This window comes from Pseudanabaena sp. FACHB-1998, assembly GCF_014696355.1.
GTDB lineage: Bacteria > Cyanobacteriota > Cyanobacteriia > Pseudanabaenales > Pseudanabaenaceae > Pseudanabaena.
Window position 1 is genome coordinate 1 of sequence record NZ_JACJQA010000008.1, and the last position, 17,750, is coordinate 17,750.

A 17,750-nucleotide genomic window follows, 5' to 3' on the forward strand; every position below is an offset into this window, starting at 1 on the left:
CGCCTCGGAATGCGTCCTTGGATCGCAGTTGCCTACTCCGCACCAGTAGCAGCAGCAACCGCAGTATTCTTGATCTACCCAATCGGACAAGGAAGCTTCTCTGACGGAATGCCCCTCGGAATCAGCGGAACATTCAACTTCATGATCGTATTCCAAGCCGAGCACAACATCCTGATGCACCCCTTCCACATGTTGGGAGTAGCAGGAGTATTCGGCGGTTCCTTGTTCAGCGCAATGCACGGTTCATTGGTAACCTCCAGCTTGATTCGTGAGACCACCGAAAACGAAAGCCAAAACGCAGGCTACAAATTCGGACAAGAAGAAGAAACCTACAACATCGTTGCAGCACACGGCTACTTCGGACGCTTGATTTTCCAATACGCCAGCTTCAACAACAGCCGCAGCTTGCACTTCTTCTTGGCACTATGGCCAGTAGTTGGAATTTGGTTCACCGCATTGGGCGTAAGCACAATGGCATTCAACCTGAACGGATTCAACTTCAACCAATCGATTTCTGACAGCCAAGGACGAGTAGTACCTAGCTGGGCAGACGTAATCAACCGCGCAAACTTGGGCATGGAAGTAATGCACGAGCGCAACGCTCACAACTTCCCACTCGATTTGGCAGCAGTTGATGTAGCTCCTGTAGCGATGAGCGCTCCTGCTATCAACGGTTAATCGACTAATCTAGTCATCTCGAAATAAAAAAGCCCCTCCGCAAGGAGGGGCTTTTTTATTTGTGCTGAATTTACATCAGATAATTTTTTAGCTCAGGATATTTAGGAAATAAGTTGTCAACACTTGCAAGTGTTGCTTCATATTCTAATGTGGTAGCAATGATTAAGCGATCAAAAGGATCTTTGTGAATGGGCGGTAGGTTTACGGCTCTGACTGCAATCTCTGGGGTCAGTGGCAATAGCTCGATTCCTGCGGGGAGTAGTGAATCAGTAAACCAATCTTGAAAGGGAATATGGATTGTTAATCTGCCTTTGTTATAGGCTAGAGCGACTTCGTAGCAAGATATTGCTGAGACAGCAACTATATCTGCTTGCCGAATTTGCTCTAGCCATTGTGTAGGAATTTGATCGAAGTTTTCGTTGACATACCAAATCCAGATGTGGGTATCGAGAATTATCATTTCAGACATTCCCAGTCCTCTTCATCTACGATTGGGCTAACAATATCACCTAGAATTTTGATTTTTCCAGCTAGATGAGTTGGTGTTGTGCGCTTTGGCTTTTTGTTAGAGATTGCTTGCTCGGGGTTAACTTCTTTTTGCTCTGATTTTGCACTAGTTTCTTCAGAGACTGTGTGCTGTGGAATAGAAATAGATTTCAGATATAGACTGACGATCGCCTGTAATGCTTGACGATGTTCTGGGGTTGCATTTTGGTATGCGTCAGCGAGGGGGGATTCGACTTCTAGGGTAATTTGTTTGATCATATTCTTATGAGGATTTGAGAGATTTTTCAAATTCTTATTTTTTGCTAGAGATTAAAGAACGTAGGCGATCGCACTTTTCCTGTTGTTTCCTCTCCTCAAGTTCTAACCGATCGCTTGATCAAATGGGATAGCTTCGTCCTGTGATTATTCGGCTAGGTCAAAGGCATAAATTTCTTCTAGTTCTTCTAGACGTGCAAGCAGTTCTTGATAATGGTCAAATTCTACAACTACGCTCAAACGTTGACCTTGGGCATCAACAATGTATTGTTCGCTAATTGTTTGCATTGGTAACTCCTAATTATTGGGGTTGAGTAAATTATATGTAATCAAGAATTTTTATGTAAAATGAATCTACATGAGATGATTCTCAAGTTCAGGATATTTAGAAAACAAGCTGTCAACACTGGCAAGTTTTGCGCCATATTCTAATGCAGTGGCGATGATGAGGCGATCAAAGGGATCTTTGTGGATGGAAGTTAGGTTTGCGGCTCTGACTGTAATTTCTGGGGTCATTGGCAATAGTTCAATCCCTGACGGAAGTAGAGCTTCTTTAAGCCATTCTGATATTGGACATGGCAATTCTAGTCTGCCTTTTTGAGATGCCAGAGCAATTTCATAACAAGATATTGCAGACACGCCAACTTGAGGTGCAGTTTCGATCGCTTTTTGCCAAGAATCAGGAATTTTCTGCAAGTCTTGTGTCATCAGCCAAAACCAGATATGCGTATCTAGCACAATTATTTCAGGCATTCCCAATCCTCTTCATCAACGATGGGGCTGACGATATCACCTAATGTTCTGCCTTTACCTGCGATCGCTTTTGATGGAAAGCGCCTTTTAGTTGGGATAACTTTATTTTCTTCGGCAATTACAATAATGGCGCGAGTTGTCTGGAAGTTTGGCTTTTCGCCTAGCCATGTAATGCGATCGCCTTCAATGGCAACTTCATAGCTTTTAAGCATAGTTGTTTATCTCCTTAAAGTATTTCAAATTCTTGTTTTTTGCTAGATATTAAAGAACATAGGCGATCGCCTTCTTCCTGTTGCTTCCTCTCCTCAAATTCTTCTAGACCACGAAAGATTTAAGTATAGCTAAGGCTTTTGTTTATCGTACGACACATGATTGAAATACTTATGTATAAGGCGTTTTGATAAATGTACGATAATAAGTCATGATGCTAAGCTAAAATGACTTAAATAGGCTGTAAAACCTAAATTAAAAGCATAAAATACATAATAAATTAATGAAAGATAAAAATGTTTTAATCAAGGCTATTCAGGGAAATTCCGAATATACCGATCAAGTAAAAGCTTTGGGAAAGGCTAACTCAAATACTCTATCTCTATTTCCTGAAGGAGCTTTCGAGCAATACATATGGAAAGGAAATGTGTTAGTGGCTTTAGATGAAAATGGTACTTTTCTTGGATATCTTCTATATACAGTTAAGAAAAAGGAGAGACAGATTAAGATATATCATCTATGTCTAAAAAAAGAGTCAGAACGTAAAGGCATAGCGAGAAAACTCATAAATTATTTAAAAAGCATAACAAGAGAATTTATTGATATCCATCTTAATTGTCGTCAAGATTACGGTATTGATGGCATGTGGGAAAAGTTTGGGTTTATCCCCATGCATGAGAAATCTGGAAATAATAAGTTGGGAAAACTTGTAACAACTTGGGTTTACAATCACGGACATCCAGACCTCTTTTCAACTATTGTAAGTACAAAAACTTTTGTAGTTCTTGACTCTTGTGTGTTTTTTGACTTTTATCGAATGAGCTTACGAAAAGCCCTAGTTGATGGAGAATCAGGTTATTTATTGGCAGATTGGATTCAAGATGAATTAGAATTATGTACTACAGATGAAATATACAACGAAATTAATAAGCTGCCCTCAATAGAAGAAAGAAGTAAGATGCGATTATTTGCAGATAGTTTCTTTAAAATAACTTGTATATCCGAGCAATTTGATAACGTTTATCAATCATTGAAAGGTCTACTATTAAACAATAAAGATCTTACAATTGCAGATATTAATATTCGCCAGATTGCTCGAACAATAGCTTCTGGAAAATCCACATTTATTGTAACTACAGATGCAAATCTTCTATCATTTTCAAGTCAAGTCCGAGCAGAGCAAGGTATTCTAATTGTTAGCCCTACTGATTTAGTGGTTAAATTAGATGAGCTTAGAAGAGAATCAGAATATCAACCTGAGAAGTTAGCAGGGACTCAACTATCGAAAAAAAGAGTTGCCGCCGAAGAAAAGCAAATTCTTATAGAATCTTTTACTCTAGACGGAGAAGTTGACTTCAACACTAAGTTCTCTCAATTACTTGTTGAGAATAACAAGTATGAATGTATTGCTGTTTGGGATAGTAATATTCCTGTCGCTTTAATAGTATATTGTAGAGCAAATGAATATGAACTAACTGTTCCAATACTCAGAATTAACTACAAATCATTATCAGAAACGCTTGCTAGGCATATTGTATGGCGCACAATTAATTTAGCAGTTTTAGAGGGGAAAAATTTTACTAGGATAACTGAGAGTCAAATTGACGACTTTATGGTTAGGGTTATTCAAGACGCAGGTTTCTCTGGCATAGATGGAACATGGATCAAAATCAACTCCAAAATTACTAAATCAAAAATTGAAATATCAGAACATTTAATCAATATCAGTTCAAATCTTACAGATGAATATAAAAATCTTTGTAGAATTATTACTGATAGTCTTACATTAGAGGAAGAGACGAGTCCTGATTTTACGTTTGATTTGGAAAAGCTATTATATCCAACTAAAATTATTGATGCTAATATTCTAAGTTTCGTAATTCCCATCAAACCACACTGGGCAAAAGAGCTATTTGATGAAGAACTAGCTAGAGAGAGTTTATTTGGTGTATCAAGATCTGAACTAGCGCTGAATTGGGAATCAGTATATTACAGAAGTACACAGTCAACGCCTGTTAATTTTGGATATCCTGCACGTATTTTATGGTATGTATCTATTGATAGAGATGGAGCCTACAAAAGCAAAAATTCAACTATTTGTGCTTGCTCTACACTAGATGAAGTAGCTATTGGAAACTCTAAGCAACTTTACCTGAAATTTCAACGTTTAGGTATTTTCAAGTTAGAAGACATAAAATTAATTCCCAAAAATGCTAAAAATGAAATTATGGCTGTTAAGTTTAGTAACACAGAGATATTTAAAAATCCTGTTTCTCTTGATAAAATACATGAAATCCTAGAAAGTAAAGCACAAATACAGTCGCCAAGACTAGTTGCAAATGAAGCATTTTTTAAAATTTACTCTCTTGGTAACGCAATATGAATAGCAAATCAATAAAAGTTTCTAGTGATGGATATGTTTTACTTTTGTCGCTTCAGCCAAGATACGCTGAGTTAATATTTAATGAAACAAAAAAAGTAGAACTACGGAGAATTCGTCCCAGAGTTGATCGTGGTGACTTTCTTCTTATCTATGTTTCTTCACCCGATAAAGTATTATTAGGGTCTTGTGAAGTAGAAGAAGTTGTACAAAATAGTCCAGATAATCTGTGGAAGCTTGTCAATAAAAAATCGGGACTTAAAAAAGGTGAATTTCTTGAGTATTTTGATGGCGTTTCAACTGGCTACGCAATTTTAATTCAAAATGTCCAGAAATTTAATCAGCCAATAAAGCTTTCCAGACTAAAACAAGAATGGGATGGATTCCATCCTCCACAAAGCTATAGATATTTGACTATAGAAGAAGTAGATTCAATTGGAATTATGGCAGAACATGACCTGACAAATATCTCTATGAGACTCCAACCTAGATCTAAACAAGTTGAACTTAATATATATCAAATGTCTTCATCAAAGTAATCAGAATCGACTTTTTGAAGTTTATAAGTTTGAATTTCACTTACACCTACGCCAAAGTCAATCATTAATTGAGTTAGTTTATTTCCATCAATAAGAATTATTCTTTTTTCGATAATTTTTACATACTCCCGTGCTTCTTTTGTAAATTGAGATGTAGTAATCATTACACCTTTTCTAGCTTTCATGCCCTCTAAACTACCAGCAAAAGCTTGTACTGCTGGTCTACCTACAGAAGCTTCCCATCTTTTCGCTTGAATATAAATTAAGTCTAGTCCTAAATTATCTTCTTTAATAATTCCATCAATTCCGCCATCGCCACTTTTCCCAACTGCTTCACCAGCATCTTTTCTGGAACCTCCGTAACCCATAGAAAGTAATAAATCAACTACAAGTTTTTCAAAGAATTTTGGAGAACAATTCTTGATTTGTTCAAGTAATTTTTCACCTAATTCCTTTGTCAGTTTTTGATAACTAATCTCGAAATTCTCTTCAGGTGTTTGATCTATATCTTCTATTATTGAATTATCAAGCTTTATATCATCACTTGACCTAATATTTTGAAATTCTTGGAATTCTGTAAACCTTTCCAGAAAGCCTCGATCAATTGAATTAGGCTGAGACTCTAACACTTCTTTACCTCGTGGAGAAATGTAGAATGTTCCCCTCTTTCCACTTTCTAGTAATTTTGCTTTTTTTAAATATGTAACAGCCCAACCAATTCTATTTGCTAGTTTTGTTTGTCTACCACTAGGTAAAAGTTCCTTTCGATCTTCTTCATTTAAGTTAAACTGATTTGCCAAGAACTCAATTGTTTGACTAAGTAAATGTTCTTGTTCATCACCAGCAATCTGTAGCAATGGCAAAAGAAAATCTTGATATGTAGGTACAGCCATTTACGAGCAATAAGAGCAGTTACCGAAATTATACCTTTATCTTGTAGCCTAATAAATCTTTAAAAGCAGATGTAGTTAAACAATCGTCTGATATTGCGATCGCTAATCTTTACCACTACTTCCAACTTCCTTAAGAAAAGCGATCGCATCTTGAATGACCATCGTAATACTTGGTTGATCAGAAGAAACTACGAAATCTTCCAAATGCTTGTGGTGAGGGAAACTCGATAAATTAGGGAAATGGGGGGTATTATCATAGCGAAAAATTAGATTGTTCTGTCCATCTTGGAAATGATAGCGATAATCAATCACCATGATTTGATCATCTACAACAATCAAAGCCTCACTGATAGAAAACAAATATTTGAAATAAAAACGCGATCGTAATTTGAGATTAGCCCGTTCACTCGATAGAATTGTGGCATTGTAATTCTCTACATAGACATTAGGGTAAACTTCCAATAGTTGATCTACTTGATCAAAATAATCCCTAAAACTATTACGCGACATTTCTTAACTTACTCTCTAATTCTTGACGTAAAGCCAGATAATGACGGTAATTACTCGCCCAATCAAAAACATCTTCATCATCACTCGTTTTACCTTGCTGATACTGCACAAAAAAGTCAGCCGAATCAGTTTGATATTTAATCTCATAACTGTGTAATTGCTTAGCCAAAGCGACTAAAGCATCTAGAGGAGATGTATATTCAATAATCTGTTTACGCATGACATTTATTACTCAGATGTTTGAGAATTTTCTACATTTGTTGCTAGTTTCAACAATCATGACAACTTCCTCGAATCTTATTAGGATTATAGTGGGTTCTTTAAAAACTATGACACAAAGCTTTAAAAGCAGATGTAGTTAAACAATTGTCTGATATCGCGATCGCCATTGTAATTATGAACAAATTATTATAGACAAATTGTCTATTTTGTCTATAATATAAGAAAAAGAGCTAAAGCTATGCAAATTGTTTCAGCAACCGAAGCCAAACAATCCTTTGGTGCAATCATCGACAAAGCCCAGCGTGAACCTGTGATGATCCGCAAACAGAATCGTGATGTCGCTGTGATTATGTCTATTGAAGACTATCAACGCATTACTCGTATTAATATTCAAGAATTTCAACAATTCAGAGCTAGCATTGGCAAGAAAGCTCAAAAACGTGGCTTAACAGAAGAAAAGTTAAATGAACTGTTGAGTGATGATCAATAGCTCTATGCGTTTAGTTCTCGATACAAATGTCTTAGTCAGCGCCATTTTATCCCCAGCGTCTATTTCAGCCAAAATCCTAAATTGGGGAGAAGACAATGGCATTATTTTATACTCTACTGCTACTCTCACCGAAGTTTTATCTGTTTTAGGACGCTCAAAATTTTCTAAGTACATTGATCGTGACGATATTGATGGATTATCTATCCGCATCAAAACGGTATGGTTGTGTGTCGAAATTTTAAATCAAGTTCAATTATGTCGAGATCCGAAAGATGACAAATTTATCGACTTAGCGCTAAATGGTGAAGCTTCTTATCTGATTACTGGAGACAGTGACTTGCTTGTACTGAACCCAATTCAAAATACTTCAGTTATCAATCCACGCACTTTTTGGGATGAGATCACAAAGATTTAAATTTAGAAGCTATTGCGCGATCGCTCTTATGTGGCGATCGCTATTTTTTGGACATCAAATTCTCAAAAGGATGACGATTTTTCCAGCGATAGGTATTAAAATCTCGAAAATCAACCGATAGAATTCGCCCATGTCCTAAATGTTCCGCCAGAATAATCAATGAAGCATCCGCCAAATCCATTGGTAGAGAACTATATTGATTCATCAATTCACCGATTCTTTTCCCATCTTGAACTTTGAGATCGAAAACTTCAAAAGCTCCTATTTCTAAGCTATGCATAAACGTCTGTTGAGCATTTGTACCTGTACGTTTCAAGAGAATATGGCAAGCTTCTGTAATTACACACCATGTTGTAATCAGAGGCTCATCAATCGTATCTAAAACCTCTTGAGCGAGAACATGATAATCATCACGGCGATTAATTAATGCGATCCAAAAGCCAGAATCAACGATGACCATATTTTTCGTTAAGACTTTCAGTGAGATATTGCTTGTAATTGACCGACAAATCAGAATCACCCTCAGCACAACCAATCAGCCCTGACTCCATTAGAAGTTGCAAAGGTTTTACAGGGGATTCTTGATGTAATTTTTCATAGTAAAGATCGATCGCCACTTTCATAATTTCAGATGCGCCTTGATTGGTACGCTGACGAATGTAGTTAAATTTAGTAACGCGATCACGATCGAGCCTTGCATTAACTCTCATATTCTTGCCTGTCATAACTCTGTATGACAGTATACCTCGAAAAATTTAAAGTCATAGCTATCGAATAGTTGCTTCTAATTTAGTGATTGCCAGTGTACTAGGACAAATAACTGTAGCTATAATTTGGCGATCGCTAATCTTTACCATTACTTTCAAGAAGTGTAATAAGCGCGATCGCTTGTTTTACAAAAGAAGATTTTCAAAAGGATATTGATTATTCCATCGATAAATATTGAAATCACGAATATCAGTGGAGAGAATGCGCCCATGCCCTAAATGCTCAGCTAAAACAATTATCGAAGCATCAGCCATATCCATCGGTAGATCACCGTACTTTTGCATCAGTATGATACTTATCACTTCGATTGCCTAAAGCCAGCCAAAATCCAGTATCAACGCTGATCATGCTTCTTGTTTAAAATTGTTTTTAAAGTTTTTTTATAGTTAGTAGATAGATTCGGATCTCCATCTGCACAACCAATAAAACCACTTTGCTTTAATAAAAAAGCTGGATCTTGTTTCTGATCTTGTAGATTTTTATAATAAGAAACGATAGTTTAACTATCCAGCCCTTCACCCCGATCTAGTTGAGCTAAACCTTCAGTTACCTTTTGACTAGTATCTTGCAGCCATTGCTCGTAATGCTTATCTCTTTCCTCAAGCAAACGAAATGCCTCAAAAATCACCTCATCAGCAGATCCATACTTACCGCTTTTCAGCTTTTTTTGAATAAACTGTTCTTGCTCAATTTTTAAGGCAATACTTATGATTTGTATCCTAAATCATATAATTATCAGCAATGGGCGGCGTACTATCTGGCTCAGACATAGACTAAGCATTAAGCTGGAATATAAAACTTACCTTGTCGCCTTTTCCTAAAGAAATGCGATCGCCTGCTCTTAGCTTATGTCTATTGCCAGCAGGTAAAGGCAAATTGTTGATATATGTCCCATTAGAACTACCCGTATCCTCGAAATAGAAATTACCTCCATCAAGGCGGATATCGGCATGGATTCGCGAAACTATATCTGAATCAGGAAATCCAGACACATCAATATCAGGAGGGATAATTGTATTTGGCTTGCCAATATGAACTACTGGTAAGCTTGCAGGAATTTCAATTATGAGATTTGTCTGAACGTGAAGCAAAGAGGCGACAAACTGTTGTAGCTGTGTTTTCGCATTATTCGTCAGAGAGCCTAAGGCTACAGGCGCAGTCTCAATAGCTGGAGAAATATTTGGCTCTACAGCGATTATTTTTTCTATGTCATCTACTTGAGGTAGATTAGGAATTTCTGATATTACATTAGCAACATCTTTTCCTTCGGTCGTCTCATCAGGGATTGGATTTGACATAGCGCTTGAAATTGGTAATACAGGAAAAACTTCGGTCGAGGACTCAGTAGTTTCAGGAATTGATACTTGACTAGAATTTATGAGATTTTCTGTGCTGAGATTTGCTCCACAGTGTCCGCAAAATTTGGCATCTGATAAAACCGTCGAATTGCAAATAGGACATAGGATGCTTTTAATAACAGGTAGCTGTGTAAAGCAAGCCTCACAGTTTACGGCTCCGTCAGGATTGAGATGCGCGCAATTAGGACAGGTGATCATATTAATAAAAACCAAAACCCCAAGAAGCTGATTCGTCCACGAAGCGGGCGAATCAGCTTCTTGGGGTTTTATATTTAATTATGCCGACCTACTTAGTATAGATTGCCAACAATATAAAAAACTATGGATCTATGGACGATTGCAATATAGTTTTGGAGGCAATTCGGGTTTGTTTGCGCTCAGCTTCGCTTAGTGTTGTGCCAGTTTGTAAGCGGGTCGCATTATTTTGCAAAATAGTTGAAGCATTGAGATCTCCCATTTGCAGAGCCGTGTTTGCTGCTGACTGCAACATTGTCGCCGCACCTGCGCGATCGCCTTGTTGGAGTTTTTGTTCAGCAAGCTGGGTTTGACGATATTTAGCTAGAGCTAGTAAATAATTTTGTACCTGCGGATCAGGATTAGGCTGATAGTCTTGAATAAAATCAGCCGAAATTTCCACTAGTGAGGAAAGTGTATTTATTTGCGCTTGGGATGGAATGTCATAGCGAACTTGAGCCGTTAAAAGTGGTATCTCTAAGCTATCTGGATAATGAGTTAGATAATTAGTGGGGTTGATGTAGAGATTGCATAATATGACTCTCTCTACATCAGTCATCAGATCTCCCAATCTGACGATAATTGCATCCCCTTCAATTTGATAAGGTAGCTCAATCGTATCGGGCGCAACTTGGGCGATCGGCTTTAATTCGGCGAGCCTGACATGGGGCGCTAACTGTAATATCAAATGGGCATTGGTTAACCCGATCGCTTGAACCCGCTTTAATAGCTTTTGAAATTCTTCACTTGCCGCATTAGGAGATGGGATATAAGCCATAGAACCGCCACCCGCATCAGCGATGCGCTCTAACACATCTTGATTCCAGTTATCGCCAAAACCAAGACTATGCAAAGTCATGTTGTATTCAGTAGCTAGACGCGAAAACTGAATACAACGCTCATTATCTCCATGCTCATTTTCGCCATCAGTTAGCACAAAGATTTGGCTAACAGTGCCATCTTTGCCTTTACTGGTTTCCTGTAAGCCCAGCTTGATGCCATCGTCAATACAAGTTCCCCCCGAAGCCCTGAGAGATTGTATTTTTTCTTTGATTGATTCAAGGCGATCTATAGGTTGATTTTCTACAACGACCTTCGCTTTGTGATCAAAGCCAATCACGCTAATCCGATCTTGGGGATACATTTGATCCACAAGATCGCGAGCCGCTCTTTTGACATTATCAAGGGGTTGCCCTCCCATAGATCCGCTATGGTCTAGCACTAGACATAGGTTGAGAGGGGCATTATTGCTATTGTTAGCACTAGCATTAGCCGATACGGCGATCGCTAGTTGCCGCTGACTACTGCTTTGATTGCCATCAAGGTGGCGATCGCTTAGCTTACAGGTCAGATTTACGCTCATTTAAGCTTCTATTCCAAGTATTTCGCAGGACTTTTCGAGGATTTCATCGGGATCAAAGGGCTTTGTCATATAAATATCAGCCCCAACATCCTTACCCCGACTGCGGTCAAATTCTTGTCCCTTAGCTGTGAGCATGATGATGTATACATCAGTCATGCCAAGTTCAGTCTTGACCTTTTTGCAGACATCATACCCGTTCATTTTGGGCATCATTACGTCTAAGAATACTAAGTTAGGTTTTTCACGCAGAATAGCTTCTAACGCTTCTTCTCCATTAGTTGCTGTTAGTAACTCTACGTCATGATCTTCTAACTCTTCTAATGTTTGCTCTAATAGCAAACGGATGTGAGGCTCATCATCAACAATTAATAGCTTTTTGGACATCTTAAAGACTATGAGGTTTCTCAAAACTAATGTATCACTTACAGAGCTTTGCGCTCAAAAAAGTAATAAAACCCTGTAATGCCTAAAAATGGCACTGCCATTTTTGGGCATTACACAGTTTGTTTTTATTTTATACATTTTGTACTTTCAAAGCCTAGTAATGGCAGCGTGAAGCGCCGCTATTACTAGGCTTTAAATAGCCCTGAAACTTACTCATAAATCACTTCAAAGATTTCAACTAACTTTTTCTTGCCCTTTACTGGCAAAGTTCCAAATTCTTTGAACTGAAAACTGTCCTGCGTCGCTTCATATACGCTTCTTGTTACCAAAATTTGTCCGCCTTGGGCTAAGCCTTGCAAACGTGATGCAATATTCATCTCGTCTCCGATCGCCGTATAGTCCATATGTTGAGGCGAACCAACATTTCCAACGATCACATCGCCTGAACTAATGCCAATTCCTGTAATGAAGTTGCCGCGAATCCACTCTACAGGCATCTCTTTGAGTCGCTTTTGCATATTGATCGCCGCCGCGATCGCACAGTACTCACGATTAGCGATCGCCGAAGGCGCACCAAACATTGCCACAATCATATCGCCAACAAATTTATTAACAGTTCCTTGGTGATTAAAAATCACCTCTACCATTTGGGTGAAATATTCATTTAAATAAGAAACCAGCCGCTCTGGTTCTAACTCTTCACACTTAGTTGTGAAATTGCGAATATCCGAAAATAGCATCGCAATTTGGCGCTTACTCGTCGTAAGGGACACTTCACCTTTGGCGCTGATGACAGCCTCAGCTACCTGTGGCGATAAATATCGTTCTAAATTATTCTTAATTCTCTCTTCGCGCAGTTTGCTTTCGTGGAGAATCGCATTCTCAATAGCTCCCGATGCTTGGGTAACCAATGCTGTAAACAGTTTAAGGTCTTGAGAAGTATAGTTAATCTGTTCTGAATTGCTAATATTTACTACGCCTAAAGTTTTGTTTTTAGTGAGAATTGGGACGCAGATTAAGGCATAACAATCATTCTCGTTGAATATATAGCGTGGGTCTTGAGTGACATCATTCACCAATTCTGGCTTCCCAGTGTTAAATACATGCCCTGCGATACCCTGATTGGATGAGAATTTTAAATCCTGAATTTTTTCTGCTGTCCCCTTAGCAGAGATGATCTCCAAGCAATTGCTCAATTCATTATTAAGCATTACCGAAGCACTCGTAGATTTAATGAGTCTACTCGCTTCTTCAATTACAAGGGTAGAAATCTCTTTGACATCTAAGCAGTTCGACATTTTGCCAGAAATTGTATAGAGAAGGCTAATTTCTCGATATTTATCCAACGCATCAGCCGCCAAAGTTTTTCTTTCAAATTCTCGATCCGCTAAATAGCTTAAAAAATTAGCGACTTGCTCAACCTGTTCTATTCCTGTCACCCATCCTAAAATTTCTTCACCTAGCAAAATCGGCGCTTTTAGCAATTGTTGATTTACATTGTCTTGCTCATTGCTTTGCTCATTTTGATCGCCTTGCGATGAATAGCTCTTAAAATTTTCGCTTGAACTGCGATCGATAGATTTTGCTCCAAGATCATCTACTAAAGTCTTGCCTGAATGATCCTGAATCATTATTGGAGAACTGGTGGGGGTAACTAATCCTCGCAATAGAGATAAAACTTCACCCTTGAGAATTATCTTTTTCAGGTTGACAGGTGGCATAGATTAAAAATTTTATAGATGTAAGGGGGGATGGTTAGCTCAGATTACATGGCGATCATCTTACTATCATAATTACTAACTCAACAGAATCAAACGCCATAATGCTTATAGCATTTTTGTCAATTAAAAACTCAAAATGGCGCAGCTAAGTGCTTGTACAAAATAAATTACCAAAACCTGTAAAGTTTCGCCCCTTAGGGGCGAAACTTTACAGGTTTTGGTTTCTAATTAATTATGCTTAGTTACTTATTTTTAGTTTTAGCTACTTAATTACGGGAAAATGAGTAGTTGCTTAAGTTAAATAGCTGAATTTTAATTGCTAATCTTGTTATTGAGCTTACCTTTGCTAGACTGAGAGTAACTCGTGAGACATACTACATAAGGAATCGGGTAAGTTTAATATGCCTTACTCAGCAGAGATCAGTCGTCGTCAGCCCAGTTGCTTTCTCTTTCTCATCGATCAATCTGGATCTATGGCAGATGCATTTTCTATTGACAGTGCTAGTAAAGGAACGTCAAAAGGGGCGAATGAAAGTCTACATAAAACCAATGAAGCTATCCAAAAAGCACAGGCTGTTGCCGATGCTGTAAATCGCCTGCTGGATTCACTCGGTCAAAGATGCGTTAAAGGCAATGAAATTTACGATTACTTTGATGTTGGCGTAATTGGTTATAACAGTGAGGTGTCTTCCGCACTCAATGGGATTGCTGGAGAACACGCGATCGCCCCAATTGGCAAGATCTATGAAAATCCTACTGAATTAGAGAAACGCGCTCAAAAACTGCCCGATGGAATGGGTGGGCTAGTCGAAGTTTATAATGACTTCCCGATCTGGTTTAAGCCTGTTGCTAGTGGTGGAACCGCAATGTGTAGCGTATTTGCGCTAGCAAGAATTCTATTGGAGGAATGGATTGAAAAGCATCCTAATAGTTATCCTCCAACTATTATCAATATTACTGATGGTGAGTCTACGGATGGAGATCCGACAGAAGAAGCAATTAATTTAAAAAAATTGAGTACTTCCGATGGTTCTGTTCTCCTGTATAACATTCATCTATCCGCCGAGCATACTCAGCCTGTATCTTTTCCTAATACGCCCGATGTGTTGAGTGATCCCTATGCGCGACTCATGTTTGAGTTGTCCAGTCCTCTACCCTATGCGGCTCAAAAGGCGGCGGAAAAGGAAGGGTATAAGATTGCTCCTGATGCTAGAGCTTTTATGTTTAATGCTGATCCCGTCAAATTGATTCAATTTCTTGATATTGGCACTCGCACCGAAAATTTACGCTAGGCGCATAATCAAAAAGTGGCGAGGTTGTTTCAACAACCTCGCCACTTTTTGATTTTAATTTGTGCTGAATGGAACTAACACTGTCGCGGTAATGGGAACAACTCCGATTTCATCACTATTTAAAGCGATCGCTGCCGCGTAGGATAAATCAAGATTGCGTTCGCCCACATAGGGCCCGCGATCGTTAATTCTTACTACTACGGATTTACCATTGCTTTGATTAGTCACCTTGAGATAGGTATCAAAGGGCAGACTGGGATGAGCTGCCGTGAAGTCCTGCTGCTCAAACTGCTCACCTGACGCTGTTTGCCGACCTTGAAAGTAGGGCCCATACCAAGACGCAATACCATCAATTTGTTCATCGGTAAGAGCTAATTTATACATTTGCTTTTGGGCTTCCGTTAGGGTTAGAGGCTCTGCGCCCGCAGCAACTCTGAGGTTGTTAATCCATTGGGTCAAGTTCAAGGATGGATTAACTACTTCAGGTTTAGAAATTTTAAATAGAGTGACATCCTGATATTTACCAATGTATTCACCCTTAATAGCCACTGGAACTAAACCTTTGGGATCAAAGTTAGGTGTATTCATGATGGCAACTAGTTTAGCTGTAGCGATCGCCGCACTGGGTAAATCTTTAACTTTAAAAGTTGGTTGTTTGTTAACTAAAATTAGCCATTCGTTTTCCGCGATCGCGGAAAACTCGATTACATATTTTGGTTTAATTAGCTTTGATGAAATAGATGTTTCGTGATGATCATTTTTAAGATTAACGACTTTTTCTTGTTGATTAGATCCAGAGTTAGCGTTAATTTGATAATTAGATATACTGGAAATCAATGTAGGGGAAGACGCGCCAGAAATTAGCGAACTCAATGAGATCGCCCATACGGTAGAAAGGGTAGACATATTTTTAGATGCTAAGCAACAACGATGTTTGTTAAGAGGTTAAGCGGATCAAGTTTCTAAAAATAATTGAGATAAAGTTTAATAAAGTTCAAAGCCAGATTCAAAATAAAGATAGAGGAACGAGATTTTTTTGATTTTGAGGTTTGTTAATAAAGTTAAAATTAGATTAAATGAGTGAAGCAGTTTTTAACCTACGATATTAGTGGGGATCATAAATCATCCTTGAGAAAGATATAAAATTGATCTCTTTTGAGGTTGCCGAAAAATTTAATTAAAATTTGTTCGCTGTCCTGATTAAGAATGTTCTTTTTTTGGAGTAAATAAGTTAGCGATCGCCCTCTAAAATCTATACCTATTAAGGCTTTAAATAGATTAAGGTATTTAGCTATAGAGATAATTGGATTAGCCAAATCGCGATTATCGACAAATGTTAAGCAAAGATTAAATTTTGTATAATGCTGCAATTTATACCATTTATATAAACATCTAGAGCAATCCCAAATGATTTAAGGAAGTGCGCCACTTTGGAGCGCACTTCCTTAAATCATTTGATTTCACAAATATAGCTATAACCAGTCTTGTTAGGACACAAAACCCCAGAAACGAGTGGCGTTGCCACTCGTTTCTGGGGTTTTGGTTTGTCTTAATGCAAGTCACTACAGCTATAAAGCAGGATTGCTATAAAATGCGACAATAGTGAAAATATGGCGAAAAATAAGTCAGGCAATTTTGCTGATGTTTAGCAATTTTTTTCTAGCTAACCTATTCACATGTCTCGGATAATTCCTCTATAGCGTGGATTGCTAACTAAAACTTGGCAATGCCCGCTATTTTTATTTAAAAAGCTTTAAACAAATAAGGGCGACGCTTTGCGTCGCCCTTATTTGTTTGGTTTTCAATCCACATACATAAAGCCATTGGGCATGATCGCGCCAGTGAGCTTAACATTGGTTAACTTAACCATGATTTTTTCGCCAAAGCCGACCTTGGCTCCTGCCAAATTTGCACCTCTTAAATCGGCTCCGCTTAAGTCAGCTCCAATTAAGTTAGCTCCTCGCAGATCGGCATTTTGCAAATTTGCTTGAAAAAGATTAGCTCTGAATAGTTTCGCACCCTGAAGGTTTGCACCTTGAAAATTAACACGGTGCAAAAATGCGTCACTCAAATCGGCATTACTGAGATTTGCGTTACTTAAATTTCTGCCTTCAAGATATTTTTCACGGAGATTTGCACCCCTAAAATCTGCTCCTACTAGATCGTTGTTAGTAGACGCGGAGGTATCGTGAGTCGATCGCTGAGACGACTGAGCATAGTTTGGAGATTGATATGCTTGCTGGTAATTGGGTTGCTGATGAGATTGCTCAGAATTGTAAGACTGATAGGTTTGCGACTTATTAGTTTGCGACTGATGAGTTTGAGATTGATGAGAACGGTATCTATCAGAATAACCATCTGAAGATGATTCGGATGGTTGATCTGAGGTCTTGCGGCGATAGGCACTTTGATATTTGCTTTGATATTTTGTTTGATGTTGGTGATATTGGTTGTTTTTAGGTTGGGTAGTTTGTTGAGACGAATATCGAGAGGACTGGGTCGAGTAGTTAGTTGAAGATTTTTGCTCGGCTTCCTTGCGTAAGCTGTCCCTTGCGTGATTAATTTCTTTAAGTTTTTCCTGAGCCTGTAGTTGTAGCTGTACATTCTCTCGAGGAAGGCGATCGGGATGCCATTGCAGAGCAAGCGCTTTGTAAGCTTTGTTAATATCTTCTAAAGTCGCGCTAGGGGTCAAACCTAGAAGCTTGTAGCATTGATCGATTTGCATGTTTGTCGATTCCACAGCGACAGAGATTTTGATTTTACGCTGTCAATCGATCC

At 38.4% G+C, this 17,750-nt stretch carries 22 protein-coding genes and 2 pseudogenes; 6 read left to right on the top strand and 18 right to left on the bottom strand.

Translation table 11 applies throughout. The features are described from left to right. Positions 1–678 (top strand): annotated as a pseudogene (locus tag H6F42_RS03805) (photosystem II q(b) protein); the annotation flags it as partial. Positions 679–748: 70 nt separating this feature from the next. Here the strand turns inward: H6F42_RS03805 and H6F42_RS03810 are convergent. From H6F42_RS03810 to H6F42_RS03830, 5 genes are all read right to left on the bottom strand, one after another. Then, a complete protein-coding gene (locus tag H6F42_RS03810; RefSeq protein ID WP_190398041.1) occupies positions 749–1,147 on the bottom strand; it encodes a type II toxin-antitoxin system VapC family toxin in 399 nt (132 codons plus the stop codon). Beyond that, positions 1,135–1,353 (bottom strand): hypothetical protein, encoded by a 219-nt coding sequence (locus tag H6F42_RS03815; RefSeq protein WP_190398153.1) that lies wholly within the window; start codon positions 1,351–1,353, stop codon positions 1,135–1,137. Before H6F42_RS03815 ends, H6F42_RS03810 begins: the two co-directional genes overlap by 13 nt. A gap of 234 nt (positions 1,354–1,587) precedes the next feature. Continuing rightward, positions 1,588–1,728 carry a hypothetical protein gene (locus tag H6F42_RS03820; protein ID WP_190398042.1) on the bottom strand — a complete coding sequence of 47 codons (141 nt, stop codon included), beginning with the start codon at positions 1,726–1,728 and terminating at the stop codon, positions 1,588–1,590. 66 nt (positions 1,729–1,794) lie between these two features. Next, positions 1,795–2,193, bottom strand: coding sequence for a type II toxin-antitoxin system VapC family toxin (locus tag H6F42_RS03825; RefSeq protein WP_190398043.1), 399 nt, complete (start codon positions 2,191–2,193; stop codon positions 1,795–1,797). Next, positions 2,181–2,405, bottom strand: coding sequence for a hypothetical protein (locus tag H6F42_RS03830; protein ID WP_190398044.1), 225 nt, complete (start codon positions 2,403–2,405; stop codon positions 2,181–2,183). The genes H6F42_RS03825 and H6F42_RS03830 overlap by 13 nt, the downstream gene beginning before the upstream one ends. A 281-nt stretch (positions 2,406–2,686) precedes the next feature. Here H6F42_RS03830 and H6F42_RS03835 point away from each other — a divergent pair, with 281 nt between their 5' ends. Next, positions 2,687–4,786 (top strand): GNAT family N-acetyltransferase, encoded by a 2,100-nt coding sequence (locus H6F42_RS03835; RefSeq protein WP_190398045.1) that lies wholly within the window; start codon positions 2,687–2,689, stop codon positions 4,784–4,786. Beyond that, positions 4,783–5,322 (top strand): ASCH domain-containing protein, encoded by a 540-nt coding sequence (locus H6F42_RS03840; RefSeq protein ID WP_190398046.1) that lies wholly within the window; start codon positions 4,783–4,785, stop codon positions 5,320–5,322. Before H6F42_RS03835 ends, H6F42_RS03840 begins: the two co-directional genes overlap by 4 nt. On the opposite strand, the gene H6F42_RS03845 is transcribed toward H6F42_RS03840, so the two are convergent. From H6F42_RS03845 to tumA, 3 genes are all read right to left on the bottom strand, one after another. Then, the gene (locus H6F42_RS03845; protein ID WP_190398047.1) at positions 5,301–6,215 is read right to left on the bottom strand and encodes a restriction endonuclease; all 915 of its coding nucleotides are present in this window, start codon (positions 6,213–6,215) and stop codon (positions 5,301–5,303) included. The two genes, H6F42_RS03840 and H6F42_RS03845, sit on opposite strands and share 22 nt — an antisense overlap. A 102-nt stretch (positions 6,216–6,317) precedes the next feature. Next, positions 6,318–6,725 carry a toxin TumE gene (gene tumE, locus H6F42_RS03850; RefSeq protein ID WP_190398048.1) on the bottom strand — a complete coding sequence of 136 codons (408 nt, stop codon included), beginning with the start codon at positions 6,723–6,725 and terminating at the stop codon, positions 6,318–6,320. Further along, on the bottom strand, positions 6,715–6,945 hold the full coding sequence (tumA, locus tag H6F42_RS03855) for an antitoxin TumA (protein ID WP_190398049.1): 231 nt from the start codon (positions 6,943–6,945) through the stop codon (positions 6,715–6,717). Before tumA ends, tumE begins: the two co-directional genes overlap by 11 nt. 240 nt (positions 6,946–7,185) lie before the next feature. Between tumA and H6F42_RS03860 the strand changes: the two genes are divergently transcribed. Both H6F42_RS03860 and H6F42_RS03865 read left to right on the top strand, forming a co-directional pair. Beyond that, positions 7,186–7,437: a type II toxin-antitoxin system Phd/YefM family antitoxin gene (locus H6F42_RS03860; RefSeq protein ID WP_190398050.1), complete on the top strand. Its 252-nt coding sequence runs from the start codon at positions 7,186–7,188 to the stop codon at positions 7,435–7,437. Between the two features lie 4 nt (positions 7,438–7,441). Beyond that, positions 7,442–7,852 (top strand): putative toxin-antitoxin system toxin component, PIN family, encoded by a 411-nt coding sequence (locus tag H6F42_RS03865; RefSeq protein ID WP_199288893.1) that lies wholly within the window; start codon positions 7,442–7,444, stop codon positions 7,850–7,852. A 40-nt stretch (positions 7,853–7,892) separates the two neighbouring features. Here the strand turns inward: H6F42_RS03865 and H6F42_RS03870 are convergent, their stop codons facing one another. The 8 genes and pseudogenes from H6F42_RS03870 to H6F42_RS03905 form a co-directional block, all read right to left on the bottom strand. Next, a complete protein-coding gene (locus H6F42_RS03870) occupies positions 7,893–8,312 on the bottom strand; it encodes a PIN domain-containing protein (RefSeq protein WP_190398052.1) in 420 nt (139 codons plus the stop codon). After that, positions 8,299–8,577 (bottom strand): ribbon-helix-helix domain-containing protein, encoded by a 279-nt coding sequence (locus tag H6F42_RS03875; RefSeq protein WP_199288894.1) that lies wholly within the window; start codon positions 8,575–8,577, stop codon positions 8,299–8,301. The genes H6F42_RS03870 and H6F42_RS03875 overlap by 14 nt, the downstream gene beginning before the upstream one ends. 168 nt (positions 8,578–8,745) lie before the next feature. Next, positions 8,746–8,968: pseudogene (locus H6F42_RS03880) on the bottom strand (hypothetical protein). Positions 8,969–9,119: 151 nt separating this feature from the next. Then, a complete protein-coding gene (locus H6F42_RS03885) occupies positions 9,120–9,338 on the bottom strand; it encodes a type II toxin-antitoxin system ParD family antitoxin (RefSeq protein ID WP_347272284.1) in 219 nt (72 codons plus the stop codon). A gap of 55 nt (positions 9,339–9,393) precedes the next feature. Next, entirely contained in the window at positions 9,394–10,176 is a 783-nt protein-coding gene (locus tag H6F42_RS03890) for an FHA domain-containing protein (RefSeq protein WP_190398053.1), read from the bottom strand. Positions 10,177–10,297: 121 nt separating this feature from the next. After that, the gene (locus tag H6F42_RS03895) at positions 10,298–11,575 is read right to left on the bottom strand and encodes a VWA domain-containing protein (RefSeq protein ID WP_190398054.1); all 1,278 of its coding nucleotides are present in this window, start codon (positions 11,573–11,575) and stop codon (positions 10,298–10,300) included. Beyond that, on the bottom strand, positions 11,576–11,959 hold the full coding sequence (locus H6F42_RS03900; RefSeq protein WP_190398055.1) for a response regulator: 384 nt from the start codon (positions 11,957–11,959) through the stop codon (positions 11,576–11,578). It abuts the gene before it with no gap. A gap of 209 nt (positions 11,960–12,168) precedes the next feature. After that, the gene (locus H6F42_RS03905; RefSeq protein WP_190398056.1) at positions 12,169–13,680 is read right to left on the bottom strand and encodes an adenylate/guanylate cyclase domain-containing protein; all 1,512 of its coding nucleotides are present in this window, start codon (positions 13,678–13,680) and stop codon (positions 12,169–12,171) included. Positions 13,681–14,081: 401 nt separating this feature from the next. On the opposite strand from H6F42_RS03905, the gene H6F42_RS03910 reads away from it, so the two are divergent. After that, positions 14,082–14,972: a vWA domain-containing protein gene (locus H6F42_RS03910; RefSeq protein WP_190398057.1), complete on the top strand. Its 891-nt coding sequence runs from the start codon at positions 14,082–14,084 to the stop codon at positions 14,970–14,972. 54 nt (positions 14,973–15,026) lie between these two features. On the opposite strand, the gene H6F42_RS03915 is transcribed toward H6F42_RS03910, so the two are convergent. Further along, the gene (locus H6F42_RS03915) at positions 15,027–15,878 is read right to left on the bottom strand and encodes a septal ring lytic transglycosylase RlpA family protein (protein WP_190398058.1); all 852 of its coding nucleotides are present in this window, start codon (positions 15,876–15,878) and stop codon (positions 15,027–15,029) included. Positions 15,879–16,773: 895 nt separating this feature from the next. After that, the gene (locus tag H6F42_RS03920; protein ID WP_190398059.1) at positions 16,774–17,697 is read right to left on the bottom strand and encodes a pentapeptide repeat-containing protein; all 924 of its coding nucleotides are present in this window, start codon (positions 17,695–17,697) and stop codon (positions 16,774–16,776) included. Positions 17,698–17,750: the final 53 nt, after the last annotated feature.